This window comes from Streptomyces sp. NPDC004065 (assembly GCF_044903565.1).
Classification (GTDB): domain Bacteria; phylum Actinomycetota; class Actinomycetes; order Streptomycetales; family Streptomycetaceae; genus Streptomyces.
Window position 1 is genome coordinate 99,835 of sequence record NZ_JBJDQT010000010.1, and the last position, 24,052, is coordinate 123,886.

Here is a 24,052-nt window from a genome sequence, read left to right on the forward strand (position 1 = left end):
TTGGCGGCTCACCGGTTCGAGTGGATCCCGCCGGAGTCCGGCGAAGTGCCGTAACTCGTCGTGCTTGTTCCTGGTTGTCGCTCAATGCGGGAATTGTGCACGGACACGACGAGGGAGCGGCACGTGGGCGGGATCACTCTGGTGCAGGAAGGGCCGGCCGAGGCGGCGCCGGAGATCCCCGCGCCCCCGCCCTCGTCGCGGAGTGCCGTCCCGGGCCCCCGGCGGGTGCGGCTGGTCTTCCTCGCGCTGATGCTCGCGCTGCTCCTGGCCGCCCTGGACCAGATGATCGTCGCCACCGCGCTGCCGAAGATCGTCGGCGAGCTGCACGGCCTGGACCGGATGTCCTGGGCGATCACCGCCTATCTGCTCACCGCCACCGTCGGACTGCCCGTCTACGGCAAGCTCGGCGACCTGCTGGGCCGCAAGGGCGTCTTCCAGTTCGCCATCGTCGTCTTCGTGGCCGGCTCCGCGCTGGCCGGCCGGGCGCGGACCATGGACGAGCTGATCGCCTTCCGCGCCGTGCAGGGGGTGGGCGCGGGCGGCCTCATGATCGGCGTGCAGGCCATCATCGCGGACATCGTGCCGCCCCGGCGGCGTGGCCGCTTCATGGGGCTGATCGGCGCCGCCTTCGGCCTCGCCTCGGTCGCCGGGCCGCTGCTCGGCGGCTACTTCACCGACCACCTCTCCTGGCGCTGGTGCTTCTACGTCAACGTGCCCTTCGGCCTGGTCACCCTGGCCGTCGTCACCCTCGTGCTGAAGCTGCCCAGGCCGCCGGTCCGGGCCCGGTTCGACGTCCTGGGCGCGCTGCTGCTCGCCGCGGCCTCCGTCTGCCTGGTGCTGCTGAGCAGCTGGGGCGGCACCGAGTACGCCTGGGACTCACGGGTCGTGCTCGGCCTCGGCGCGGGCGCCGCCGTGGCGGTCTGCCTCTTCCTGGTCGTCGAGCGCTTCGCCGTCGAGCCGCTCATCCCGCTCAGGCTGTTCCGTGACTCCGTCTTCAACGTCAGCGGCCTGATCGGACTGGTCGTCGGCGTGGCCCTGTTCGGCGCGGCGAGCTACCTGCCCACCTTCCTGCAGATGGTGGACGGCGCCACGGCCACCGAGTCGGGTCTGCTGATGCTGCCCATGACGGGCGGCATCGTCGTCGCCTCGATCGTCTCCGGACAGCTGATCAGCCGCACCGGGCGGTACCGGAGCCACCCCCTGCTCGGCGGCGCCCTGTCCGCCGTCGGCATGTGGCTGCTGTCCCGCCTCGAGATCGACACCCCGCGCTGGCAGTACAGCGTCTGGATGGCCGTCCTCGGCGCCGGCATCGGCCTGGTGATGCCCGTCCTGGTCCTCGCCGTGCAGAACTCCGTGCACCCCCGCGACCTGGGCACCGCCACCAGCGCCAACAACTACTTCCGGCAGATCGGCGGCAGCGTCGGTGCCGCGGTCTTCGGCACCCTGTTCGCGGGCCGCCTCACCGACGCGCTGCGCGAACGCCTGCCCGCACGGACGGTCCCCGGCCTGCCCGACCCCCAGTCGATCACCCCGCAGACGGTACGCGCGCTGCCGCCCGGCCTGCGCGACGCCTACGTCCGGGCGTACGCCGACGCCATGCCGCGGCTCTTCCTCTACCTGGTGCCGGTGCTCGTCCTCGGCCTGCTCGTCGCCTTCTTCCTCAAGGAGAAACCCCTGGTGTCCCACCACGCCTCCGAGACCGAGACCGACCCGCTGACCGCGGGCGGCCCCCTGACCGCGGCACACCCCGGCGTGCCCCCGCAGACCCGCTCGTCGCACCCGGCCGGGGTCCCCGTCTGCGGCACGGTGCAGCACCCGGACGGGACCGTGGTGCCGCGCGCCGCGCTCACCCTGATCGACGTCTCCGGGCAGCAGATCGGGCGCGGCGCGAGCGGCGACGACGGGCGCTATGCGCTGTCCACGCCGGGACCCGGGGCGTACGTCCTGATCGCGGCGGCCGGCGGGCACCAGCCGCAGGCCGTCTCCGTGACCGTCGGCGAGCGGCCCGTGGAGCTCGACGTGGTCCTCGGCGGCGCCGGACGCCTCGCGGGCGGCGTGCGCACCGCCGACGGCACCCCCGTACGGGACGCCACCGTCACCCTGACCAATGTGCACGGCGAGGTCGTCGCCACCACCCGCAGCGGACGCGAGGGCGGCTACGTCATCTCCGAGCTGGTCGCCGGGGAGTACACCCTCGCCGCCAGCGCGCCCGCGTTCCGCCCGGCCGCGCTGCCGGTCACCGTGCAGGCCGCCCGGGAGACCCGCCAGGACGTGGAGCTGGCGGGCGGCGCCGTGCTGCGCGGCACCGTCCGGGCCGGCGGCGGGCGGCCCGTGGAGGACGCGCGCGTCACCCTCCTCGACGCCGCCGGCAACGTGGTCGACACCCTCACCACCGGACCCGACGGAACGTTCCGGTTCGTCGACCTGTCCTCCGGCGAGTACACCGTGATCGCCGCCGGCTACCCGCCGGTCGCCACGGTGCTGCAAGTGGCGGGAGGCGGACGCACGGAGCGGGACCTCCAGCTCGGCCACGAGGACTGAGACGCTCTCGCCCACGGTGAAATAACGTTGGAAGCAACCGAGTTCACCGCCGGCGGCGCCCCCGTCGAGCCGCCGCCGAGGTGGTTCGGGGCGGGCCGCCCCCGTCGGCGCCCCGGTCCGCCGGGGCCTCGGCGGCGGGCCGGGGGCGGCCGGCGTACGGTCTGCGTGTCTGAGCGACTGCGTATTGTCGCATTGACGTAGTTTGGAGGGGGGTGGGTGTTTCCGCGATCCCTACACGCTGTAGGGTTGACCCGACCTCCCCCGCGGACCGAACGGAACAGAGACAAGAGGTGGCCGTGTCGACTGTCGCGCCCGATCCGGACGTCAGCGTTGTCGTCATCGTCTACAACGACGAAGAGCGGCTTCCGACGGCCGTCGGTTCCGTCCTTGGGCAAACACTGCGCAATGTCGAGGTGATCATCGCCGACGACTGCTCGACGGACGGCTCCTACGAGGTCGCGCAGAAGCTCGCCGCGGCCCACCCCGGAAAGGTCCGGGCGATCCGGCTCCCGGAGAACAGCGGAGGCTGCGGAGAACCCCGCAACCAGGGCGTCAAGGCGGCCCGCGGCCGGTACGTGATGTTCCTCGACAGCGACGACACGCTGGAGCGGAACGCCTGCCGGAACATGATCGAGGCCGCCGACCGCACCGGCGCCGACCTCGTCTCCGGCCTGTGTGTCCGGGTTCACACCGACAGCCGTCACGACAAGCGGGTCCTGTGGTACCCCTGGCTGTACCGCGGCACCCGCACCCTCGACTCCGTCGCCGAACTGCCGGACCTGTTCGTCTTCGACACGCTGTCGACCAACAAGTGCTACCGGCGCGAGTTCCTGCTGGATAACGAGCTCACCTTCCCGCGCGGCATCCACTACGAGGACCTGCTCTTCTCCGCCCAGGCCTACCTGGCCGCGCGGCGGATCACCCTCATCCCCAACACGGTCTACCACTGGAACGTGGTCCAGAAGACCGCCGCGAAGTCGATCAGCAACCGGCGCAACGAGATCCGCAACTTCGCCGACCGCGTCGAGATCCACCGCCGTATCGACGCCCTGCTCGAGCGGGCCGGCCAGGACGAGCTGAAGCTGCGCAAGGACATCAAGTTCCTCAAGCACGACCTGGTGCTCTACCTGCGGGAACTGCCGTTCCTCGACGACGACTACCGGCACGGCTTCGCCGAACTCGCGCGCGGCTATGTGGAGGACTTCCCCGAGGCCGCCTACGCCGAGCTCGACCGCGTCCACGCCATCTGCGCCCAGCTGCTGCTGCGCGAGGACTGGACCGACCTGATGCCGGCCATCGACACGCTCATCAACCGGGACAAGATCTCCGCCCCGCTGGTGGAGCGGGACGGCCGGATCTACTGGACCGACCGCTACCTGGACGACCCCGAGGCGCGCACCGTCCTCGACGTCACCGCGCTCGGCTACCACGCCAAGCGGCTGAACCAGATGTACCTGCGCAACCGGCTCACCGAGTACACCGCCCGCGGCGGCGACGTGGTGCTCGCCGGCGAGGTCGTCAACCCGCTCGGCGTCATCGCGCCCGGCGCCCGGCTGTCGGCCGAGCTGGAGTTCCGCGCCCGCCGCCGCAGCCTGCAGACGTTCACCTTCCCGGTGCCCGCCCCGCGCCACGAGGGCCAGGTGATCGCCTGGCGGGCCGAGGTGCCCCTGGCCCGGAAGCTGAGGCCGCTGGGCATCGTCGACGACGTGTGGGACGTCCGGCTGCACCTCACCGCGGACGGCAAGCGCACCACCAGCCGGCTCACCGTCGGCACCGTCGACCTGGAACACGCCGGGACCCTCCCCGTGCGGCCGCGGCTGACCCGGCTGATGGCCGACCGCCTGGAACCGCAGGTGTCCGCCAAGGGCCACCTGGCCTTCCGGCTGATCCAGGAGAGCCGGCTCGCCCGCACCGGGCGCGCCGCCGTCGAGCGCAACCTGCACGGCCGCCCGGCACGCACCGCCAAGAGCGCCTACCGCAAACTGCGGGCCGTGCGCCGGGACCTGAACTCCGGCACCCGCAAGCTCCAGGTCTACGACCGCATGCTGCGCAGGCTCCCGGTCCGCAAGGGCACGGTCGTCTTCGAGAGCCACCTCGGCAAGCAGTACAGCGACAGCCCGCGCGCCATCTACGAGGAGCTGCGCCGCCGCGGCACCCCGGTCACGGCCATCTGGTCCTACGCCGGGCAGCGCCCCACCGGCTTCCCCGAGGGGCCGGGCGTGGAGCTGGTGCGCCGCTGGTCGTGGCGGTACCTCAAGGCGCTCGCCCAGGCCGAGTTCTGGATCGACAACCAGGGCTACCCGCTGCGGCTGACCAAGCGCCCCGAGACCACCTACATCCAGACCTGGCACGGCTCGGCGCTGAAGCGGATGGGCTTCGACGAACCCACCCAGCGGATGCAGTCCGAGCAGGAGCAGCGCGCCTACCAGCAGGCCCTGGACCGCTTCGACCACTTCGTGGTCCGCACCGAGCACGACGTGCGCACCCTCGCCCGCGCCTACCGCATCCCCGAGCACAAGCTGCTGCGCACCGGCTACCCGCGCAACGACGCCCTGGTGCGGGCCAGGGAGGGCGCCGCGCCCGGCCCCGGGGCGCGGCGGATCGCCGAACGCCTCGGCATCGGCCCGGACCGCCGGGTGCTGCTGTACGCGCCCACGTTCCGCGCCCACCCCGACGGCCGGGTACGGGACTTCGTGTTCCCCTTCGACGTGGAGCGCTTCGCCGCCCGCTTCGGCGAGGAGTACACCCTGCTGGTGCGGGCGCACTACCTGAACCGGCTCACCCTGCCGCCGTCGGTGGCGGGACGGGTGATCGACGTCAGCTCCGAACCGGACATCACCCCGCTGCTGACCCTGGCCGACGGCCTCATCACCGACTACTCCTCGGTGATGTTCGACTACGCCCTCCTCCAGCGCCCCATGGTGTTCTACGCCCACGACTGGGAGGAGTACGCCGAGGACACCCGCGGCACCTACTTCGACCTGCTCGCCGAGGCGCCCGGCCCGGTGCCGCGCACCGAGGAGGAGCTGTTCGCCGCGCTCGGCGACCTGACCGCCGTGCACACCCAGTACGAGACGCGGCTGAAGGAGTTCGTGGACAAGTACGGCGAGTACGACCGCGGAGACGCCGCGGCGCAGATCGTGGACCGTTTCTTCGGCCCCGCGGGAGAGGCCCGATGACCCAGCGCGACATCATCTTCGTGGCCAACGAGGTCGACGAACTCGGCGGCGTGGGACGCTGGCAGGCCCAGCTCGCCCAGCTGCTCGCCGGCCGCGGCCACCGGGTCACCATCGCCGGCATCGCCCCGGCCAACCACCCGATGGACCTCGGGGAGAACCCGCCGTTCAAGACGGTGACGCTGTACGCCCGCCGGCCCCCCGGCCGCCCGCGGCGGCGCCGGCTGCTCGGCTCCGCCGACCCGGCGCTGCGCCGCCACGAGGCGCACATGCGGGCCGCCGCGGGCCGGCTGACGGCACTGTTCCGGGCCGCCCGGCCCGGCGCGGTGATCATCGTCCCGCAGGTGTGGGCGATGGAGTGGGTGGCCCTCGCGGACACCGCCGGGCACACCGTCATCGGCATGACCCACGAGTCCTTCGACACGGCCCGCAAGTCCTCCCGCTTCGCGCGGGTGAAGAGGTACTACAAGGACGTCGACCGCCTGCTGGCCCTCACCCAGGAGGACGCCGACCGCTGGGTCGGCGAGGGCATGAACAACATGGGCTTCATGCCCAACCCGCTGCCGTTCGTGCCCGACGAGCCGTCGCCGCGCACCGAGAAGGTCGTGGCGAGCATCGGCCGCCTCTCCCACGAGAAGGGCGTCGACCTGCTCCTGGACGCCTGGGCCCAGGCCGCGCCCCAGCAGCCCGGCTGGACCCTGCGCATCTACGGCCGGGGGGAGTCCGAGGAGCAGTTGCGGCAGCGGTGCACGGAGCTCGGGCTGGACGGCTCGGTGGACTTCGCCGGCCAGACCGAGGACGTGCCGGCCGCGCTGCGCGCCGCCTCCGTGTTCGTCCAGTCCTCCCGCGGCGAGGGCTTCCCGCTGGTGCTCCTGGAGGCGATGGCGTTCGGCGTGCCGTGCGTGGCCTTCGACTGCGCACCCGGCGTCCGCGAGATCGTCGGCCATGAGCAGGACGGCCTGCTGGCGCGCCCCGGCAACACCGTCGAACTCGCCCGCCACCTGGTGCGGTTGATGTCCGACGAGGAGCTGCGCGACACGATGGGCGAGCGGGCCCTCGAGAGCGTGCGGCGCTTCGAGCCGGACGCCATCGTCCGGCGCTGGGAGGAGCTCTTCGACTTCCTGGAGCGCTGAGCCCGCCGGCCCCGCCCGCGCGAACCGGCGTCCGGCGGGCGGGCGGTGACCCCTGTCGCCTCCCGCGCCCCGGAGCCTCCCGTGCCCTGTCGCCTCCCGTGCCCTGTCGCCTCCCGTGCCCTGTCGCCTCCCGCACGCGGCGCCTCCCGCACGCGGCGCCTCCCGTGCACCGGCGCTCCCGCGTCCTGACGCGCCGGTGACCTCGGCCGACGGCGTCCCGGACCGGTGTCCGGGGCGCCATTGGTCTGCACCGGTGAGAGTTGTCCACAGGGCTGGCCGCGCTTCGGCGCGGACGCGTAGCGTGAGGCGCATGAAGATCCTCATCAGCGCCGACATGGAGGGCGCCACCGGTGTGACCTGGCCCGCCGACGTGCTGCCGGGGACGCCCCAGTGGGAGCGGTGCCGTGCGATGTTCACCTCGGACGTCAACGCCGCCGTGCGGGGCTTCCTCGACGGCGGCGCCGACGAGGTCCTGGTCAACGAGGCCCACTGGACCATGCGCAACCTGCTGCTGGAGGAGCTGGACGAGCGGGCGCAGATGCTCACCGGGCGGCACAAGGCGCTGTCCATGGTGGAGGGCGTGCAGCACGGCGACGTGGACGGCATCGCGTTCGTCGGCTATCACGCGGGCGCCGGGATGGAGGGCGTCCTCGCCCACACCTATCTCGCCAACCAGATCACCGGCGTGTGGCTCGACGACGTACGGGCCAGCGAGGGCCTGCTCAACGCCCGGGTGGCCGCGGAGTTCGGCGTACCGGTGGTCCTCGTCACCGGGGACGACGTGGCCTGCGAGGACGCCCTCGGATATGCGCCCGGGGCGTTGAAGGTCGCCGTCAAGGACCATGTCTCGCGGTACGCGGCGGTGTGCCGCACCCCCGCCCGCACCGCCGCCGACATCCGCGCCGCGGCCAAGGAGGCGGCGTTGCTGGCGGTCCGTCACCGGCCCGCCGGGGACGGCCCGTTCACCGTCGCGGTGGAGTTCGACGCCGAGCACCTCGCCATGGCGGTCACCGTCGTGCCCGGGGTGTCCCGCATCGGCGAACGCAAGGTGGCGTACACCGGCGCCACGATGTACGACGCGATCCGCACCTTCAAGGCGGTCACCACGATCGCCTCGGCCGCCGTGGAGGAGCAGTATGGCTGACGCCCGGGCACTGGACGAGGTCGTCCACTTCACCTCCGGCCTGATCCGCATCGACACCACCAACCGGGGCGGCGGCGACTGCCGGGAGCGCCCGGCCGCCGAGTACGCCGCCGAACGCCTCGCGGGCGCCGGCCTGGAGCCCCTGCTGCTGGAACGCACCCGGGGCCGGACCAACGTGGTCGCCCGGGTCGGGGGCAGCGACCCCTCGGCGCCCGCCCTGCTCGTCCACGGTCATCTGGACGTGGTGCCCGCGCGCGCCGCGGACTGGAGCGTCCACCCGTTCTCCGGGGAGGTCCGCGACGGGGTGGTGTGGGGCCGGGGCGCGGTCGACATGAAGAACATGGACGCGATGATCCTGGCCGTGGTGCGGTCCTGGGCCCGGCAGGGCGTACGGCCCCGCCGGGACGTGGTGATCGCGTTCACCGCCGACGAGGAGGCCAGCGCGGAGGACGGCTCGGGGTTCCTCGCCGAAGAGCACGCCGGGCTGTTCGAGGGCTGCACCGAGGGTGTCGGCGAGTCGGGGGCGTTCACCTTCCACGACGGCGCCGGACGGCAGATCTACCCGATCGCCGCCGGTGAGCGCGGCACCGCCTGGCTGAAGCTGACCGCGCGCGGCCGCGCGGGCCACGGCTCCCGGGTGAACCGGGAGAACGCGGTGACCCGGCTCGCCGCCGCCGTGGCCCGGATCGGCGCCCACGAGTGGCCGCTGCGGCTCACCCCGACCGTCCGCGCGGCCCTCACCGAACTCGCCGCGCTCCACGGCGTCGACACCGACCTCAGGGACGTCGACGCGCTGCTGGACAAGCTGGGCCCGGCCGCCCGCCTCGTGGAGGCCACCCTGCGCAACAGCGCCAACCCCACCATGTTCGACGCCGGTTACAAGGTCAACGTGATCCCGGGGGAGGCCGTCGCCCATGTCGACGGGCGGTACCTCCCCGGCGGCGAGGAGGAGTTCCGGGCCACCCTGGACCGGCTGACCGGGCCGGACGTGGACTGGGAGTTCGTCCACCGCGAGGTGGCGCTCCAGGCTCCGGTGGACGCGCCGGCGTTCGCGGCGATGCGGGCCGCCGTCGAGGAGTTCGCGCCCGAGGGGCACGTGGTGCCGTACTGCATGGCGGGCGGCACCGACGCCAAGCAGTTCTCCCGGCTGGGCATCACGGGGTACGGGTTCTCCCCGCTGAAGCTGCCCGAGGACTTCGACTACCACGCCCTGTTCCACGGGGTCGACGAGCGCGTCCCCGTCGAGGCGCTGCACTTCGGGGTCCGGGTCCTGGACCGGTTCCTGCGGACGGCCTGAGCCGGGTGGGGGAGCCGATGAGCGAGCGTGTGACGGAGCCGATGAGCGGGAGCGAGGGCGTGACGCGGCCGGCGGGCGGACGCGGGACGGAAGGAGCGGGGCGGCGCATGACCGGAGCAGTGGGGGAGCACATGGGACGGGACGTGGCGGAAGGCGTGCGGGAGCCGCGGCGGGGGACGGCGCGCGTCCTGCCGTACGGCTCCTGGCCCTCGCCGGTCGACGCGGCCCTGGCCGCCGCGCACGACGGCAGGCCCGAGTTCGTGGGCCTGGTCGGCGACGAGGTGTGGTGGACCGAGCCCCGCCCCGCCGAGGGCGGCCGGCGGACCCTGGTGCGGCGCACGGCGGACGGCGCCGAGGAGCCGGTGCTGCCCGAGCCGTGGAACGTGCGCAGCCGCGTCATGGAGTACGGCGGCCGGCCCTGGACCGGGACGGTCGAGGACGGCGTACCGCTGGTGGTCTTCGCCCACTTCGCCGACCAGCGGCTGTACCGCTGGCGTCCCGGTGAACAGCCGCGCCCCCTCACCCCCGTGTCGCCCGTGGGCGGCGGACTGCGCTGGGCGGACCCGCAGGTGCCGCCCGGCCGGGACGAGGTGTGGTGCGTGCTGGAGGAGTTCACCGGCGAGGGCCCCGGCGACGTGCGGCGGGTGCTCGCCGCCGTGCCCCTGGACGGCTCGGCCGCGGGCGACCGCCGAGCGGTCCGCGAACTCACCGACGACGCGCACCGGTTCGTCACCGGCGCCCGCCTCTCGCCCGACGGGCGCAAGGCGGTGTGGCTCGCCTGGGACCACCCGCGGATGCCGTGGGACGGGACGGAACTGCTGCTGGCCGAGGTGACCGCGGACGGCACGCTCGGGGCGCCCTCGACCGTCGCCGGCGGCCCCGAGGAGTCGGTCGCCCAGGCCGAGTGGACCGCCGACGGCTCCCTGCTGTACGCGAGCGACCGCGGCGGCTGGTGGAACCTCTACCGCGACGGCCGGCCCCTGTGCCCGCGCGAGGAGGAGTTCGGCGGGCCGCTGTGGAAGCTCGGGCAGCGCTGGTTCGCGCCCCTGGACAGCGGGCTGATCGCCGTCGTGCACGGCCGCGGCGCCGCCTCGCTCGGCGTGCTCGACCCGGAGACCGGCGAGGTCGTCGACGCGGCCGGCCCCTGGACGGAGTTCGACGCCTGCCTCGCCGCGGACGGCGAGCGGGTGGTCGCGGTCGCCGCCGGACCGCGCAGCGCCCCGGAGGTCGTGGAGCTGAACACCCGCACCGGCCGCGCCCGGGTGATCGGCGCCGCGCACACCGACCCGGTCGACCCCGCGTACTACCCGGAGCCGCACGCCCGAACCTTCACCGGCCCGGACGGCCGCGACATCCACGCCCACGTGTATCCACCGCACCACCCCGGCTGTACGGCGCCCGCGGGCGAGCTGCCGCCGTACGTGGTGTGGGCGCACGGCGGACCCACCAGCCGCACCCCGCTCGTGCTCGACCTGGAGATCGCCTACTTCACCTCGCGGGGCATCGGCGTCGTGGAGGTGAACTACGGCGGCTCCACCGGGTACGGCCGCCAGTACCGCGACCGGCTGCGCGCGCAGTGGGGCGTCGTCGACGTCGAGGACTGCGCGGCCGTCGCGCTCGCACTCGCCGAGGAGGGCACCGCCGACCGCGCCCGGCTCGCCATTCGGGGCGGCAGCGCGGGCGGCTGGACCACCGCCGCCTCCCTGACCACCACCGACGTCTACGCCTGCGGCACGATCCTCTACCCCATCCTCGACCTGACCGCCTGGGCCACCGGCGAGACCCACGACTTCGAGTCGCGCTACCTGGAGACCCTCGTCGGGCCGCTGGCCCAGGTGCCCGAGCGGTACGCCGAGCGCTCGCCCGCCGAGCACGCCGACCGGATCACCGCGCCCTTCCTGCTGCTCCAGGGCCTGGACGACGTGATCTGCCCGCCGGCGCAGTGCGAGCGGTTCCTGGACCGCATCAAGGGCCGCGGGGTGCCGCACGCCTACCTCGCCTTCGAGGGCGAGGGCCACGGGTTCCGGCGGGAGGAGACCCTGGTGCGCGCGCTGGAGGCGGAGCTCTCGCTGTACGCTCAGGTGTTCGGCCTGGCCACGGCAGGCATCCCGGCCCTGGAGCTCGACACGTGAAGGAACTGCTGCGCCCCGCCCGGCTGGCCCCCGGCGCCCGGGTGGCCGTCGTGGCCCCCAGCGGGCCGGTGCCCGAGGAGCGCCTCGAGGCCGGGCTCGACGTGCTGCGCGGCTGGGACCTGGACCCGGTGGTGGCCCCGCACGTGCTGGACCGGCACGGCACGTTCGACTACCTGGCGGGGACGGACGCCGACCGCGCCGCCGACCTCCAGGGCGCCTGGTGCGATCCGGCCGTGGACGCGGTGCTGTGCGCCCGGGGCGGGTACGGGGCGCAGCGCATGGCCGACCTGCTCGACTGGGAGGCGATGCGGGCGGCCGGCCCGAAGGTGTTCGTCGGGTTCAGCGACATCACCGCCCTGCACGAGACCTTCGCCACCCGCCTCGGCCTGGTCACCCTGCACGGGCCGATGGCGGCCGGCGTCGACTTCGTCAAGAACGCCCGGGCCCAGGAGCACCTGCGGGCGACCCTGTTCGCGCCCGAGACGGTCCGCACCATCGCCTCCGGCGGCGGCCGGGCCCTGGTGCCCGGACGGGCCCGGGGCGTCACCCTGGGCGGCTGCCTGGCACTGCTCGCCGCCGACCTCGGCACCCCGCACGCCCGGCCCTCCGCGGCCGGCGGGCTGCTGTGCCTGGAGGACGTCGGCGAGGAGACCTACCGCCTGGACCGCTACCTCACCCAGCTGCTGCGGGCCGGCTGGCTGGACGGCGTGCGCGGGGTGCTGCTCGGCTCCTGGCACGCCTGCGACGACCCGGAGCGGGTGCGGGCCCTGCTCGCCGACCGGCTCGGCGGGCTCGGCGTCCCCGTCGCCGAGGAGTTCGGCTTCGGCCACTGCGAGGGGGCGCTGACCGTCCCCTTCGGGGTGGCCGCCGAACTCGACGCGGGCGCCGGCACGCTGGAACTCGACGAGCCGGCCCTGCGCTGACCCGGCCCTGCGCTGACCCGGCTCTGCGCTGAGGACCCGCGGCCGGGCGGCCCGCTCTAAGGTGGCGGGATGCCGCACACCGCCTCCCGTCACCTCGCCGAGGGCCCCCGCGTGGGACTGCGCCCCTTCACCCAGAGGGACGCGGACGAGTTCACCGCCCGGGCCCGGGAGAGCAAGGACCTGCACCACCCGTGGCTGTTCCCGCCGGACACCGCCGAGGCGTACTCCGCCTACGCGGGGCGGCTGATCGACGACCCGGCCCGGGCCGGCTTCCTGGTCTGCGAGAAGCACGACGGGTCCATCGCCGGGTTCGTCAACATCAACAACATCGTGCGCGGCGCCTTCCAGTGCGGGGCGCTCGGCTACGGCGCCTTCGCGCACGCCGCCGGGCGCGGACTGATGCGCGAGGGCCTCGATCTGGTCGTCGGGTACGCCTTCGGCCCGATGCGGCTGCACCGGCTGGAGATCAACGTCCAGCCCGGCAACACCGCGTCCATCGCGCTCGCCCGCCGGTGCGGCTTCCGCCTGGAGGGGTTCTCGCCGCGGATGCTGCACATCGACGGCGCCTGGCGCGACCACGAACGCTGGGCGATCACCGCCGAGATGCGGGCCTGCGGCTGACCCTCATGGTGTCCGGGCCGGTGACGGCGGCGAGGACCCGCGGGCCGGCGGCCCCTCCTCGGTGAACCGCGCGCTCGCCGCGCCGCGGGACTTCCCGCCGCCGCCCGGCCGGGGGCCTTTGCGCAATCCTGACCGGCACCGCCCCTGGCCAGGCCGCCGGGGACCGGGTTCCATGGTCGTCGTGACGACGATCCGACGTGAGGTACTGACGCTGCCCGCCGCACCGTTGGGGCCGGACAACCCGCTGCCCGCGCTGCGGCCGCTGGACGAGACGCACCGCATCGAGGAACGGGACAAGCGGGACCTGCCCCGCGACATGGCCCGCCAGGTCGGCTACGCACCACTGCACAGCCTGCTGCCGGTACCGGTGCGCGACGGCTACGGCAGAGAGCGCGAGCCCCGCCGCGTCGAGGCCCTCGTCCTGGAGAACGACCGGCTGCGCGCCACCGTGCTGCCCGGCCTCGGCGGCCGCGTCGCCTCCCTCGTCCACACGCCCACCGGACGGGAGCTGCTCTACCGCAACCCGGTGCTGCAGCCCGCCAACTTCGCCCTCAACGGCGCCTGGTACTCCGGCGGCATCGAATGGAACATCGGCGCCACCGGCCACACCGCCCTGTCCTGCTCACCGCTGCACGCCGCCCGCGTCCCCGCACCCGACGGCGGGCAGATGCTGCGCCTGTGGGAGTGGGAGCGGCTGCGCGACCTGCCCTTCCAGGTCGACCTGTGGCTGCCGGACGGGTCCGACTTCCTCCTGGTCGGGGTGCGCGTGCGCAATCCGCACGACCGTCCCGTGCCGGCCTACTGGTGGTCCAACATCGCCGTTCCCGAGGAGCGCCGGGTGCTCGCCCCGGCCACCGAGGCGTGGCACTTCGGCTACGAACGCCGGCTGCGCCGGGTGCCCGTGCCGGAGTACGGCGGCGTCGACCGGACGTACCCGCTCAACAGCACCTACCCCGCGGACTACTTCTACGAGGTGCCCGACGGGCGCCGGCGCTGGATCGCCGCGCTCGACGAGCACGGCCACGGGCTGGTGCAGACCTCCACCGACCTGCTGCGCGGCCGCAAGCTGTTCGTCTGGGGCGCCGGCCCCGGCGGGCGGCGCTGGCAGGAATGGCTCACCGAACCCGGCACCGGCGGCTACTGCGAGGTCCAGGCCGGACTGGCCCGCACCCAGCTGGAGCACGTACCGATCGACGCCGGCGCCGAGCTGACCTGGCTGGAAGCCTACGGACCGCTGGACGCCCCGCCACCGGCCGGGGACTGGGAGACCGCCGTGCGGCGCACCGAGGAACGCCTCGACGCCGCCCTGCCCCGCGCCGCCGTCGACGCCGCCTACGCCGCCTGGCGGCCGCACGCGGACACCGAGCCCGGCGAGATCCTCGCCACCGGGTCCGGCTGGGGCGCGCTCGAAGTGCTGCGCGGGGACTTCAAGCTGCCCGGCACGCCCTTCGCCGAGGCCGCCGTCGGCCCGGACCAGGAGCCGTGGCGGCAACTGCTGCGCTCGGGCTCCTTCCCCGGACCGCGCCGCGCCGGGCCCCCGGGACCGACCCTCGTCGCCCCGCACTGGCGGGACATGCTGGAGACGGCGCCGGCCACCCCGCTCACCGAGTACCACCTCGGCATCGCCCAGTGGCACGCCGGCGACCGGGCGCAGGCGGTGCGCAGCTGGGAGCGGGCTCTCGAACTGGCCCCGTCCACCTGGCCGTTGCTGCGCTGCCTGGCCGTCGCCGACCAGGAGGCGGGCCACCACGAGCGCGCCGCCGACCGGTACGCCGCGGCCTTCGACGACCTGTGCCGGGAGCGGCGCGACGAGGCCGAGCGGCGCGACGAGGCCGAGCGGCGCGACGAGCGGCGTGACGACGAGCGGTGGACGGCGGCGACCGCCGCGCTCGGCCGCGAGGCGATCGAGGCGCTGGTGCGGGCGGGACGGCCCGGCGACGCGCGCGCCGTGTGGGACCGGCTGGACCCGCCGACCCGGGCACGCGGCCGGTTCCGGCTGCTGGAGGCCGAACTGCTGCTCGCCGAGGGGCGGCGCGCCGAGGCGCGGGCCGTCTTCGACGACGGCTTCGAGGTCGCCGACCTGCGCGAGGGCGACGAACGCATCGGGCAGGTGTGGGCCCGCGTCGACGACGGGGAGCTGCCCGAGCGCCACGACTTCCGGATGCGGCCGCCGTCGCCCTGAGCGGCGATCCACGTACTGGGGCCGAGGCCGAACCGGGCGGCGGTCCACGTACCGCGGTCGCCGTCAGCCGGTGCGGCGGTCCACGTACCGCGGTCGCCGTCAGCCGGTGCGGCGGTCCACGTACTCGTAGACCGCGCCGTCCGGGTGCACGGCGATCAGATTGCGGCCCGCCGGGGTGCCGACCGGGCCCGCGACGACGCGGGCGCCGAGCCCGGTCAGCACCCGGTGGGCCTCGTCGACGTCCTCCACGGCGATGGTCGCCGCCACCTTGCGCAGCACCTCGAGCTCTTCCTCCGGGCCGCTCATGAGCAGGAAGCAGCCGACCGCGGCCGCCTGGACGCCACCGCGCTCGAACCGGAGAGCGGTGCCGCCCGCGAGCCGCTCGTAGAACGGCACCGCGGTGTCCAGATCGTCGACGCAGACGCGCAAGGTGGCTCCCAGAATCTCCATACGGACGAGCCTAGTTGGGCACGACGGCGGCCGGAGTTCCTTCCCGTGACCGCGGCGCCCGCACCCGCCGGGCCGCGCAGCGCCGAGCGCCGGGCCGCGCACCGCCGAGTTATGCGCACGCTTGTGCGGGTACCCGAGGTCCATGGAGCGCTTGGATCACCTGGAGCACTTGGACCGGCAACTCGTCGACGAGCTGGCGCAGGTGGCGCGCGAGACGGTGCGGGACGAACTGCGCGAGCAGACGCGCAAACGGCGCCGCACGGCCGCGCTGTACGCCGGGTCGGGCGCCGCCGCCCTGTACGCGGGCGCGGCGCTGGCCCTGGCGGTGGGACTGGCCCTGGCGATCGTCCTGCCCGGCTGGGCGGCGGCCCTGATCACGGCGGCCCTCCTCGGTGCGGTGGCCGCCGCGCTGCGCGCCGCCGCCCGCCCGTCCGCGACCGGCCCGTCCGGCACCGGACACGCGGCGGACGCGGGAGCGGCCCACCGGGGCACCGTCCCCGCGCGCCCGCCGGTCCCGCCCGTGCCGCCCGCCCCGCCGGCCGGCACCCGGCCGCAGGCCCCCGGCACCAACGACATCGAACCGCACCACCGGGCCTGACCACGGCCCCGACGCCGACCGGCCCGACGGCGGCCCCGACACCGGCCGGCCCGACCGCGGCACCACCGGGCCCGACGGCGGCACCGACCACCGTCCCGCCCGTCCGGGGCCCACCCGCCGTCCATGTCGCCCCGCCCGCCCGTGACCTGACCGGGCGAGCGGGGCTCTGCCATGCGCCGAGCGGAGCACCGCTGCCCCGCGCGGGGCGCCGCTCCCCGCCTCACGACGGGCGACCACTGCCCGCCTCGCCTCCTCACAGCTGCGGCAGTACCTTCGTGCGGTAGAAGTCGAAGAAGCCGCGCAGGTCGGGGCCGATCTGGTTGACGTAGATCCGGTCGAAGCCCGCGTCGGCGAACTGCTTCAGCTCCGCCACGTGCTCCTCCACGTCGTCGCCGCACACCCGGTTCTCGCGCACCATGTCCTCGGTGACCAGCTGCTGCGCCTGCTCGAAGTGCCTGGGGGAGGGGAGCACCTGGCCCAGTTCGCCCGGCAGCTGCTCGTTGGCCCACAGCCGGTGCACGGTGCGCACGCACTCGTCCTTGTCGGTGCCGTAGCAGACCTTGGTGCCGCCGCTGACGAGCTTCCCGCCGCCCCCGCCCTTGCGGTACTGCTCCACCCTGGCCGCGTCCGGCCTCACCGTGATGTAGCCGTCGGCGATCCGCGAGGCCAGCTGGGTCGCGGCCGGGCCGAAGCCGGACACGTCGATCGGCACGGGCTCGTCCGGGACGGTGTAGAGGCGGGCGTTCTCCACGGTGTAGTGCGTGCCGTGGTGGTTGACCTCCTCGCCGGTGAACAGCCGCCGCAGGACCTGGATGGCCTCCTCCAGCATCTCCAGGCGGATGTGCGCGGGAGGCCATGGACCGCCCAGGATGTGCTCGTTGAGCGCCTCCCCCGTGCCGACCCCGAGCCGGAACCGGCCGTCCAGCATCACCGCGCTGGTGGCGGCGGCCTGCGCCACCACCGCGGGGTGCACGCGCACCGTCGGGCAGGTCACCGCGGTCTCCACGGGCAGCGACACGGCCTCGGACAGCGCGCCGATCACGGACCACACGAAGGGGCTCTGGCCCTGCTCGTCGTTCCACGGGTGGTAGTGGTCCGAGATCCACAGCGCCTGGAAGCCGGCCTGCTCGGCCATCCGCGCCTGCTCGATCAGCTCGGCGGGACCGTACTGCTCGCACGAGAGGAAGTAGCCGTACTCGGGCATGGGGGTCTGCCTCCGGGGGGTGGGCGGGCGGAACGCCCCACCGGGTTTCCCGGCGGCCCCGCCGGAAACCGCCGCCGCGGCGGCGCGCGCCGTCCCGCGGGCGGGGCACGTTTGGGCGCACCCGCCGCCCCGGGCGCCGGGCACGTTCGGGCGCACCCGCCGCCCCGCGCGCCGGGCACGTTTGGGCGCACCGGCCAGGGGGACGCGGGAGGTTCCGCAGCAGCCACGCGACAGCGCCGGAGGCGAACCGTGAGTCGACCCCGCATCGTGATCGTCGGTGCCGGTTTCGCCGGTTACCGCACGGCCCGGACCCTGTCCCGGATGTCCCGGGGCAAGGCCGACATCACCGTGCTGAACCCCACCGACTACTTCCTGTACCTGCCGCTGCTGCCCCAGGTGGCGGCCGGCATCCTGGAGCCGCGGCGGGTCACCGTGTCCCTCTCCGACACCCTGCGGCACGTACGGCTGGTCCTGGGCGAGGCCCAGGACGTGGACCTGGACGCGCGCACCGTGCACTACACCGGCCCGGAGGGCCAGAAGGGCGCGCTGGAGTACGACAGGCTGGTGCTCTCCGTGGGCAGCGTCAACAAGCTGCTGCCGATCCCCGGCGTCGCCGAGCACGCGCACGGCTTCCGCGGGCTGCCGGAGGCGCTGTACCTGCGCGACCACGTGACCCGCCAGGTGGAGCTGGCGGCCGCCGCCCCCGACCCGGGGTCCTGCGCCGCCCGCTGCACCTTCGTCGTGGTGGGCGCCGGATACACCGGCACCGAGGTCGCCGCGCACGGCAAGATGTACACCGACGCCCAGGTGCACAGGCATCCGCTGCGCCAGGGGATGAGCCCCCGCTGGCTGCTGCTGGACATCGCGCCCCGCGTGCTGCCCGAGCTGGACGAACGGCTGTCGGCCACCGCCGACCGGGTGCTGCGCGAGCGCGGCGTCGACGTGCGCATGGGCACCTCCGTCAAGGAGGCCACGCACGACGGGGTGGTGCTCACGGACGGCGAGTTCGTGCCGACCCGCACGCTCGTGTGGTGCGTCGGCGTACGGCCCGACCCGCTCGTGCAGAGCACGGGTCAGCCGCTGGAGCGCGGCCGGCTGGTCGTCGACCCGTATCTGCAGGTGCCGGGGAGGCCGGAGGTGTTCGCGTGCGGTGACGCGGCCGCCGTGCCGGATCTGAACAACCCGGGGAAGTTCACCCCGATGACCGCCCAGCACGCCTGGCGGCACGGAAAGGTCGCCGCGATCAACGTGGCCGCGTCGCTCGGCGTCGGCGAGCGCCGCCCCTACCGCCACCGCGACCTCGGTTTCGTGGTCGACCTCGGCGGGGCCCAGGCCGCCGCCAATCCGCTCGGCATCCCGCTGTCCGGTCCGGCGGCCGGCGCGGTGACCCGCGGCTACCACCTGGCCGCGATGCCGGGCAACCGTGTCCGGGTGGCCGCGGACTGGCTGCTGGACGCCGTACTGCCGCGCCAGTCCGTGCAGTTGGGGCTCGTACGGTCCTGGGCGGTGCCCCTGGAGTCCTCCTCCCCCGAACTGGCGCGGGTGCCGGAGGGGGTCCTCGGGCCACGGGCCGGGACCGCGGCGGACGCCGCCTCCGCGAGCGCCCGCCCCGGCGACGGACCCGCCGAGCGGCATGCGGGCGGCGAAACCTCGGGGAACCAGCCGGGCGCCGGACCCACCGGCAACCCCCAGGCCGGTGACCCCGCCGAGCGAAGCCCGGGCGGTGAGCCCGCGAGGAACCAGCCGGGGGGTGAGCCGGCCAAGAACCAGCCGGGCGGTGAGCCCGCCAGGAATCAGCCGGGCGGTGAGCCCGCCAAGAACCAGCCGGGCGGCGAACCGGCCCCGGAACAGCCCGGCAGCAGCCGGCCCGGCGGCCCCGCGCCCGCCGGGCGTGCCGCGCGCAGGCCGCACCCCGCTCCCGGCCCGGTCAAACGTGACGACGACCTCTCCGAAGGAGACACATGAACACCGCAGAACTCGTCGACCTCGGGCAGCAGCTCCGCGTGGACAGCGTGCGGGCCGCCGCAGCGGCGGGCTCCGGGCACCCCACGTCCTCCATGTCCGCCGCCGACCTGATGGCCGTACTGCTGGCCCACCACCTGCGGTACGACTTCGAGCACCCCGAGCACCCCGGCAACGACCGCCTGGTGCTGTCCAAGGGACACGCCTCACCGCTGCTGTACTCCGCCTACAAGGCGGCCGGCGCCATCGACGACGAGGAACTGCTCACCTTCCGCAAGCTCGGCAGCCGGCTGGAGGGGCACCCCACGCCCCAGCGGCTGCCCTGGGTGGAGACCGCCACCGGCTCCCTGGGGCAGGGCCTGCCCATCGGCGCCGGCATCGCCCTGGCCGGCAAGCGGCTGGACCACGCCGACTACCGGGTGTGGGTGCTGTGCGGGGACAGTGAGATGGCCGAGGGCTCGATCTGGGAGGCCGCCGAGCACGCCGGCTACGAACACCTGGACAACCTGATCGCGATCGTGGACGTCAACCGCCTCGGCCAGCGCGGCCCCACCCGGCACGGCCACGACCTCGACGCCTACGCGCGCCGCTTCCGCGCCTTCGACTGGCACACCATCGAGATCGACGGCCACGACGTCGACGCCGTCGACCGGGCCTACGGGGAGGCGGTCTCCACCGTGGGGCAGCCCACCGCGATCATCGCGCGCACCCTCAAGGGCAAGGGCGTGGCGGCCACCGAGGACCGCGAGGGGCTGCACGGCAAGCCGGTCAAGGACGCCGACGAGGCGATCGAGGAACTCGGCGGCGTGCGCGACCTGCGGGTGAGCGTGCACGCACCGCCCTCCGCCCGGGCGTCGCGGCCCGTAGGCGACGGCAGCCTCGAACTGCCCCGCTGGGACAAGGGCGACAAGGCCGCCACCCGCGACGCCTTCGGGCAGGCCCTCGCCGCGCTCGGCACCGCCCGCGGCGACGTCGTGGCCCTGGACGGCGAGGTGGGCGACTCCACCCGCGCGGAGTTCTTCGCCAAGGAGCACCCCGACCGCTACTTCGAGTGCTACATCGCCGAGCAGCAGATGGTCGCCACCGCGGTCGGCATGGCCCGGCGCGGATGGGTGCCCTACGCCTCCACCTTCGCGGCCTTCCTGACCAGGGCGCACGACTTCGTGCGGATGGCCGCCGTCAGCGGCTCCGGCATCAGCCTCAACGGCTCCCACGCGGGCGTCTCGATCGGTCAGGACGGCCCCAGCCAGATGGGCCTGGAGGACCTGGCGATGATGCGGGCCGTGCACGGCTCGACCGTGCTGTACCCGAGCGACGCCAACCAGACGGCCCACCTGGTCGCGCGGATGGCGTCCCTGGACGGCATCCGCTACCTGCGCACCTCCCGCGGCGAGAGCCCGGTGATCTACGGCCCGGACGAGGAGTTCCCCGTGGGTGGTAGCAAGGTGCTGCGCTCCTCGGCCCAGGACCGGCTGACCGTCGTCGCCGCGGGCGTCACCCTGCACGAGGCGCTCGCCGCCGCGGACACCCTCGCCGAGGCGGGCATCCCGGTCCGGGTGATCGACCTGTACTCCGTCAAGCCCGTCGACCGCGACACGCTGCGGCAGGCCGCGCAGGACACCGGCTGCCTGCTCACCGTGGAGGACCACCGCGAGGAGGGCGGCCTCGGCGACGCGGTCCTCGACGCCTTCCTGGACGGCCGGCCGGTACCGCGCCTGGTGCGCCTGGCCGTCCGTACGATGCCGGGCTCCGCCTCGCCCGCCGAGCAGCTGCACGCCGCCGGCATCGACGCCGAGTCGATCGCGGCCGCCGCCCGGCTGCTGGCCGAGAAGGCGGTGGTGCGGTGAGCGGCTCCCCGCGCACCGTGCGGGCCGGCCGGCGCACGGTGGAGGTGCACCGGCCGGACAAGGTCCTCTTCCCCGGCCACGACGGCGACGGCGACGCGGCCGGTCCGGACGACGGAGGGAGCGCCAAGGAGTACACCAAGGGCGACCTGGTCGACTACTACCGGTCCGTCGCGCCGTTCATGCTGCCGCACCTGCGGGGCCGCCCGCTGATGCTGGAGCGGCGGCCGGACGGGCTGGACGGACCCGTCTTCATGCAGAAGAACACGCCCGCCCACTACCCCGACTGGATCACCCGGGCCGAGGTCCCCAAGGAGGGCGGCACGGTCACGCACACCGTGTGCGACGACACGGCCACCCTCGTGTACCTCGCCGACCAGGCCTGCCTCACCCTGCACCGCTGGCTGTCGCGCACCACCGCGCTGGACCGCCCGGACCGGATGGTGTTCGACCTCGACCCGGCCCCGGCCCCGGCGCCTGGACGGCCCGGGGCAAGCGGCGACGAGTTCGGCCCGGTGCGCGAGGCGGCCCGGCTGCTGGGCGGACTGCTGCGGGAGCTGCGGCTGCCCTCGGCGCTGATGTCCACCGGCTCGCGCGGCCTCCACGTGATCGTGCCCCTGGCCGCCCGGCACGGCTTCGACGAGGTGCGCGCCTTCGCCCGGGACACCGCCGAGGTACTGGCCGCCCGGCACCCCGACCGGTTCACCACGGCCGCCCGCAAGAAGGACCGCGGCGACCGCCTCTACCTCGACGTGCAGCGCAACGGCTACGCCCAGACCGCCGTCGCCCCCTACAGCGTCCGCGCCCGGCCCGGCGCACCCGTCGCCGTGCCCCTGTCCTGGGACCAGCTCGACGACCCCGGCCTCGGCCCGGGCCGCTGGACCATCGCCGACGCCCTCGACCAGGCCCGCACCGACCCCTGGGCCGGCGTGCTCCGGCGCGGCCGGGCCCTCGGACCGGCCCGGCGCCGCCTCGACGCACTGCGTGGGTGATGCACATACCGGCTCTGCGCAGGTGGAACGCCCTGCGCCGGGGATGGCCGCGCCGGTGAAGGTTTGGCCAGGGAAGCTGCGGCCACACGGAGAGAAGAGGTGGCCATGGCGAATACAGAAAACACATCCGAGCCGCAGGAATCACAGCAGCCCCGGAAAACACCCCGGAAATCACAGGAGTCTCATACCGAAGAGGACAACCGTGCGACGGCCCGCCGGCCGCGGCCCATGGAGGTGCTGCGTGAGGCGAAGGCCCAGTTCGCGGAGCTGACCAACCTGGAGGCGGAGTCCGTCACCTCGTTCGAGCGGACCGGGGACGGCTGGTCCCTGGAGGTCGAGGTCCTCGAACTCAGCCGGGTGCCGGACACCATGAGCCTGATGGCGAGCTACCTGGTCGAACTCGACGACGAGGGACAGCTCACCGGCTACCGGCGCCTGCGCCGCTACGAGCGCGGACGCGCCGACGGGCGCCGGTCCGGCTAGGCCCCCGCCGGCACCGGGCCACCCGGGTCGCACCCGCCCCGGCACCGCGCCGGGCGCACGGACATCGCCCACAGACATCGCCCTCAGACATCGCCCTCAGACATTGCCCACAGACATTGCCCACAGACATCGCCCACACAGTCATCCAGTACAGAAGGAGGCACGGCCGGCATGACCGTAGTCCCGGCACAGACATCCGGCGGCGGAGGCGGCAGCAGCGGTCTCTACGACGTTCTTGAGCTCGTTCTGGACAGGGGGCTCGTGATCGACGCGTTCGTGAGGGTGTCCCTCGTCGGTATCGAGATCCTGAAGATCGACGTGCGTGTCGTCGTCGCCAGCGTGGACACGTATCTCCGTTTCGCCGAGGCGTGCAACCGCCTCGACCTGGAATCCGGCCCGCACAAGGACCCCGGCCTGCCCGACATCGTCGGCGAGGTCACCGAGTCCGGCGCGCGCGGCAAGTCCAAGGGCGCGCTGTCCGGCGCCGCCCAGACCATCTCCGAGGCCTTCAAGCAGGGCCGTGACGAGAACGCGGGCGAGACCGAATCCCGGCCGCGGGCCCGGAAGACCTCCGCGGCGCGCAGGAAGGAGGAGCAGGAGTGAGCACGTACGTCTACGGGATCACGGCCGCCTCGCACCCGTCGCTGCCGGAGGGCATGGGCGGCGTCGGCGATCCTCCCCGGCAGGTCCGCATCCTCGAGGCGGGCGAACTCGCCGCCGTGGTCAGCGACGCGCCCGAGGGGCTGCGCCCCAAGCGCAAGGACCTGCTCGCCCACCAGAACGTGCTCAGCGAGGCCGGCGCCGGCGGCTGCGTGCTGCCCATGCGGTTCGGCAGCGTCGCCCCGGACGACGACGCCGTCACCCGCGTGCTCGGCGAGCGCGCCGAGCACTACCTGGAGCGCCTGCGGGCCCTGGACGGCAAGGTGGAGTACAACGTCAAGGGCAGCCATGTCGAAGAGGCCGTACTGCACCTGGTGATGTCCGGGAACCCGGAGATCCGGGCGCAGGCCGAGGCCAACCGGCGGGCCGGCGGCGGAAGCTACGACGACAAGATCCGGCTCGGCGAGATGGTCGCCGCGGCCGTGCAGGCCCGTGAGGCCGGGGACGCCGCCGAGGTGCTGCGCGCCCTGCAGCCGGCGGCCGCCGCGGTCAGCGAGGGCCCCGAGTCCACGGGCTGGCTGGTCAACGCCTCCTTCCTGGTCGACAGGGGCTCGGCGGAGGAGTTCCTGACGGCCGTCGAGCAGGCCCGCAAGGACCTGCCCCACCTCGAACTGCGCGTCAATGGGCCGCTGCCGCCCTACAGCTTCGTCGAGCCCGGCCCCGCCGAGCCGGCCGGCACCGCGGCAGGAGCCGACGCCGGAGCGGAATGA

General features: G+C 74.3%; 18 protein-coding genes. 16 read left to right on the plus strand and 2 right to left on the minus strand.

The window, feature by feature from the left end; all coding sequences use genetic code 11:
• Window positions 1–123 precede the first annotated feature (123 nt).
• From ACI2LW_RS13870 to ACI2LW_RS13910, 9 genes are all read left to right on the plus strand, one after another.
• Complete coding sequence (locus ACI2LW_RS13870; protein ID WP_404731394.1) at window positions 124–2,541, plus strand: MFS transporter; 2,418 nt, start codon at window positions 124–126, stop codon at window positions 2,539–2,541.
• 296 nt (window positions 2,542–2,837) lie between these two features.
• Entirely contained in the window at window positions 2,838–5,720 is a 2,883-nt protein-coding gene (locus ACI2LW_RS13875) for a CDP-glycerol glycerophosphotransferase family protein (protein WP_404731395.1), read from the plus strand.
• Window positions 5,717–6,850, plus strand: a complete 1,134-nt coding sequence (locus tag ACI2LW_RS13880) for a glycosyltransferase family 4 protein (protein ID WP_404731396.1) — start codon at window positions 5,717–5,719, stop codon at window positions 6,848–6,850. Before ACI2LW_RS13875 ends, ACI2LW_RS13880 begins: the two co-directional genes overlap by 4 nt.
• Before the next feature lie 310 nt (window positions 6,851–7,160).
• Window positions 7,161–7,994, plus strand: coding sequence for a M55 family metallopeptidase (locus ACI2LW_RS13885; RefSeq protein WP_404731397.1), 834 nt, complete (start codon window positions 7,161–7,163; stop codon window positions 7,992–7,994).
• The gene (locus tag ACI2LW_RS13890; RefSeq protein ID WP_404731398.1) at window positions 7,987–9,291 is read left to right on the plus strand and encodes a M20/M25/M40 family metallo-hydrolase; all 1,305 of its coding nucleotides are present in this window, start codon (window positions 7,987–7,989) and stop codon (window positions 9,289–9,291) included. Before ACI2LW_RS13885 ends, ACI2LW_RS13890 begins: the two co-directional genes overlap by 8 nt.
• Window positions 9,292–9,422: 131 nt before the next feature.
• On the plus strand, window positions 9,423–11,423 hold the full coding sequence (locus tag ACI2LW_RS13895) for a prolyl oligopeptidase family serine peptidase (RefSeq protein WP_404731478.1): 2,001 nt from the start codon (window positions 9,423–9,425) through the stop codon (window positions 11,421–11,423).
• A complete protein-coding gene (locus tag ACI2LW_RS13900; protein WP_404731399.1) occupies window positions 11,420–12,346 on the plus strand; it encodes an LD-carboxypeptidase in 927 nt (308 codons plus the stop codon). Before ACI2LW_RS13895 ends, ACI2LW_RS13900 begins: the two co-directional genes overlap by 4 nt.
• 69 nt (window positions 12,347–12,415) lie before the next feature.
• Window positions 12,416–12,967 carry a GNAT family N-acetyltransferase gene (locus ACI2LW_RS13905; RefSeq protein ID WP_404731400.1) on the plus strand — a complete coding sequence of 184 codons (552 nt, stop codon included), beginning with the start codon at window positions 12,416–12,418 and terminating at the stop codon, window positions 12,965–12,967.
• A 172-nt stretch (window positions 12,968–13,139) separates the two neighbouring features.
• Window positions 13,140–15,149: a DUF5107 domain-containing protein gene (locus ACI2LW_RS13910; RefSeq protein ID WP_404731401.1), complete on the plus strand. Its 2,010-nt coding sequence runs from the start codon at window positions 13,140–13,142 to the stop codon at window positions 15,147–15,149.
• 99 nt (window positions 15,150–15,248) lie between these two features.
• Here ACI2LW_RS13910 and ACI2LW_RS13915 read toward each other — a convergent pair whose 3' ends face one another.
• A complete protein-coding gene (locus ACI2LW_RS13915; protein WP_404731402.1) occupies window positions 15,249–15,599 on the minus strand; it encodes a VOC family protein in 351 nt (116 codons plus the stop codon).
• 142 nt (window positions 15,600–15,741) lie between these two features.
• Between ACI2LW_RS13915 and ACI2LW_RS13920 the strand changes: the two genes are divergently transcribed.
• Window positions 15,742–16,197, plus strand: a complete 456-nt coding sequence (locus ACI2LW_RS13920; protein ID WP_404731403.1) for a phage holin family protein — start codon at window positions 15,742–15,744, stop codon at window positions 16,195–16,197.
• Window positions 16,198–16,450: 253 nt separating this feature from the next.
• On the opposite strand, the gene ACI2LW_RS13925 is transcribed toward ACI2LW_RS13920, so the two are convergent.
• Window positions 16,451–17,401 (minus strand): LLM class F420-dependent oxidoreductase, encoded by a 951-nt coding sequence (locus ACI2LW_RS13925; RefSeq protein ID WP_404731404.1) that lies wholly within the window; start codon window positions 17,399–17,401, stop codon window positions 16,451–16,453.
• Window positions 17,402–17,668: 267 nt separating this feature from the next.
• Here ACI2LW_RS13925 and ACI2LW_RS13930 point away from each other — a divergent pair, with 267 nt between their 5' ends.
• The 6 genes from ACI2LW_RS13930 to ACI2LW_RS13955 all read left to right on the plus strand — a co-directional run bounded on the left by ACI2LW_RS13930 (window position 17,669) and on the right by ACI2LW_RS13955 (window position 24,052).
• Window positions 17,669–19,366 carry an FAD-dependent oxidoreductase gene (locus ACI2LW_RS13930; RefSeq protein WP_404731479.1) on the plus strand — a complete coding sequence of 566 codons (1,698 nt, stop codon included), beginning with the start codon at window positions 17,669–17,671 and terminating at the stop codon, window positions 19,364–19,366.
• A complete protein-coding gene (locus tag ACI2LW_RS13935; protein ID WP_404731405.1) occupies window positions 19,363–21,210 on the plus strand; it encodes a transketolase in 1,848 nt (615 codons plus the stop codon). Before ACI2LW_RS13930 ends, ACI2LW_RS13935 begins: the two co-directional genes overlap by 4 nt.
• Window positions 21,207–22,199 (plus strand): non-homologous end-joining DNA ligase, encoded by a 993-nt coding sequence (gene ligD, locus ACI2LW_RS13940; protein WP_404731406.1) that lies wholly within the window; start codon window positions 21,207–21,209, stop codon window positions 22,197–22,199. The genes ACI2LW_RS13935 and ligD overlap by 4 nt, the downstream gene beginning before the upstream one ends.
• Before the next feature lie 105 nt (window positions 22,200–22,304).
• The gene (locus ACI2LW_RS13945; protein WP_404731407.1) at window positions 22,305–22,682 is read left to right on the plus strand and encodes a gas vesicle protein; all 378 of its coding nucleotides are present in this window, start codon (window positions 22,305–22,307) and stop codon (window positions 22,680–22,682) included.
• A 171-nt stretch (window positions 22,683–22,853) separates the two neighbouring features.
• Window positions 22,854–23,285 carry a gas vesicle structural protein GvpA gene (locus tag ACI2LW_RS13950; RefSeq protein ID WP_404731408.1) on the plus strand — a complete coding sequence of 144 codons (432 nt, stop codon included), beginning with the start codon at window positions 22,854–22,856 and terminating at the stop codon, window positions 23,283–23,285.
• Window positions 23,282–24,052: a GvpL/GvpF family gas vesicle protein gene (locus tag ACI2LW_RS13955; RefSeq protein ID WP_404731409.1), complete on the plus strand. Its 771-nt coding sequence runs from the start codon at window positions 23,282–23,284 to the stop codon at window positions 24,050–24,052. Before ACI2LW_RS13950 ends, ACI2LW_RS13955 begins: the two co-directional genes overlap by 4 nt.

Bases quoted from the DNA above. Each gene is read 5' to 3' on its own strand.
- ACI2LW_RS13915 (WP_404731402.1), bottom strand. From the start codon at position 15,599: ATGGAGATTCTGGGAGCCACCTTGCGCGTCTGCGTCGACGATCTGGAC.
- ACI2LW_RS13905 (WP_404731400.1), top strand. From the start codon at position 12,416: ATGCCGCACACCGCCTCCCGTCACCTCGCCGAGGGCCCCCGCGTGGGA.
- ACI2LW_RS13910 (WP_404731401.1), top strand. From the start codon at position 13,140: ATGGTCGTCGTGACGACGATCCGACGTGAGGTACTGACGCTGCCCGCC.
- ACI2LW_RS13885 (WP_404731397.1), top strand. From the start codon at position 7,161: ATGAAGATCCTCATCAGCGCCGACATGGAGGGCGCCACCGGTGTGACC.
- ACI2LW_RS13945 (WP_404731407.1), top strand. From the start codon at position 22,305: ATGGCGAATACAGAAAACACATCCGAGCCGCAGGAATCACAGCAGCCC.
- ACI2LW_RS13895 (WP_404731478.1), top strand. From the start codon at position 9,423: ATGGGACGGGACGTGGCGGAAGGCGTGCGGGAGCCGCGGCGGGGGACG.
- ACI2LW_RS13890 (WP_404731398.1), top strand. From the start codon at position 7,987: ATGGCTGACGCCCGGGCACTGGACGAGGTCGTCCACTTCACCTCCGGC.
- ACI2LW_RS13935 (WP_404731405.1), top strand. From the start codon at position 19,363: ATGAACACCGCAGAACTCGTCGACCTCGGGCAGCAGCTCCGCGTGGAC.
- ACI2LW_RS13925 (WP_404731404.1), bottom strand. From the start codon at position 17,401: ATGCCCGAGTACGGCTACTTCCTCTCGTGCGAGCAGTACGGTCCCGCC.
- ACI2LW_RS13880 (WP_404731396.1), top strand. From the start codon at position 5,717: ATGACCCAGCGCGACATCATCTTCGTGGCCAACGAGGTCGACGAACTC.
- ACI2LW_RS13950 (WP_404731408.1), top strand. From the start codon at position 22,854: ATGACCGTAGTCCCGGCACAGACATCCGGCGGCGGAGGCGGCAGCAGC.
- ACI2LW_RS13920 (WP_404731403.1), top strand. From the start codon at position 15,742: ATGGAGCGCTTGGATCACCTGGAGCACTTGGACCGGCAACTCGTCGAC.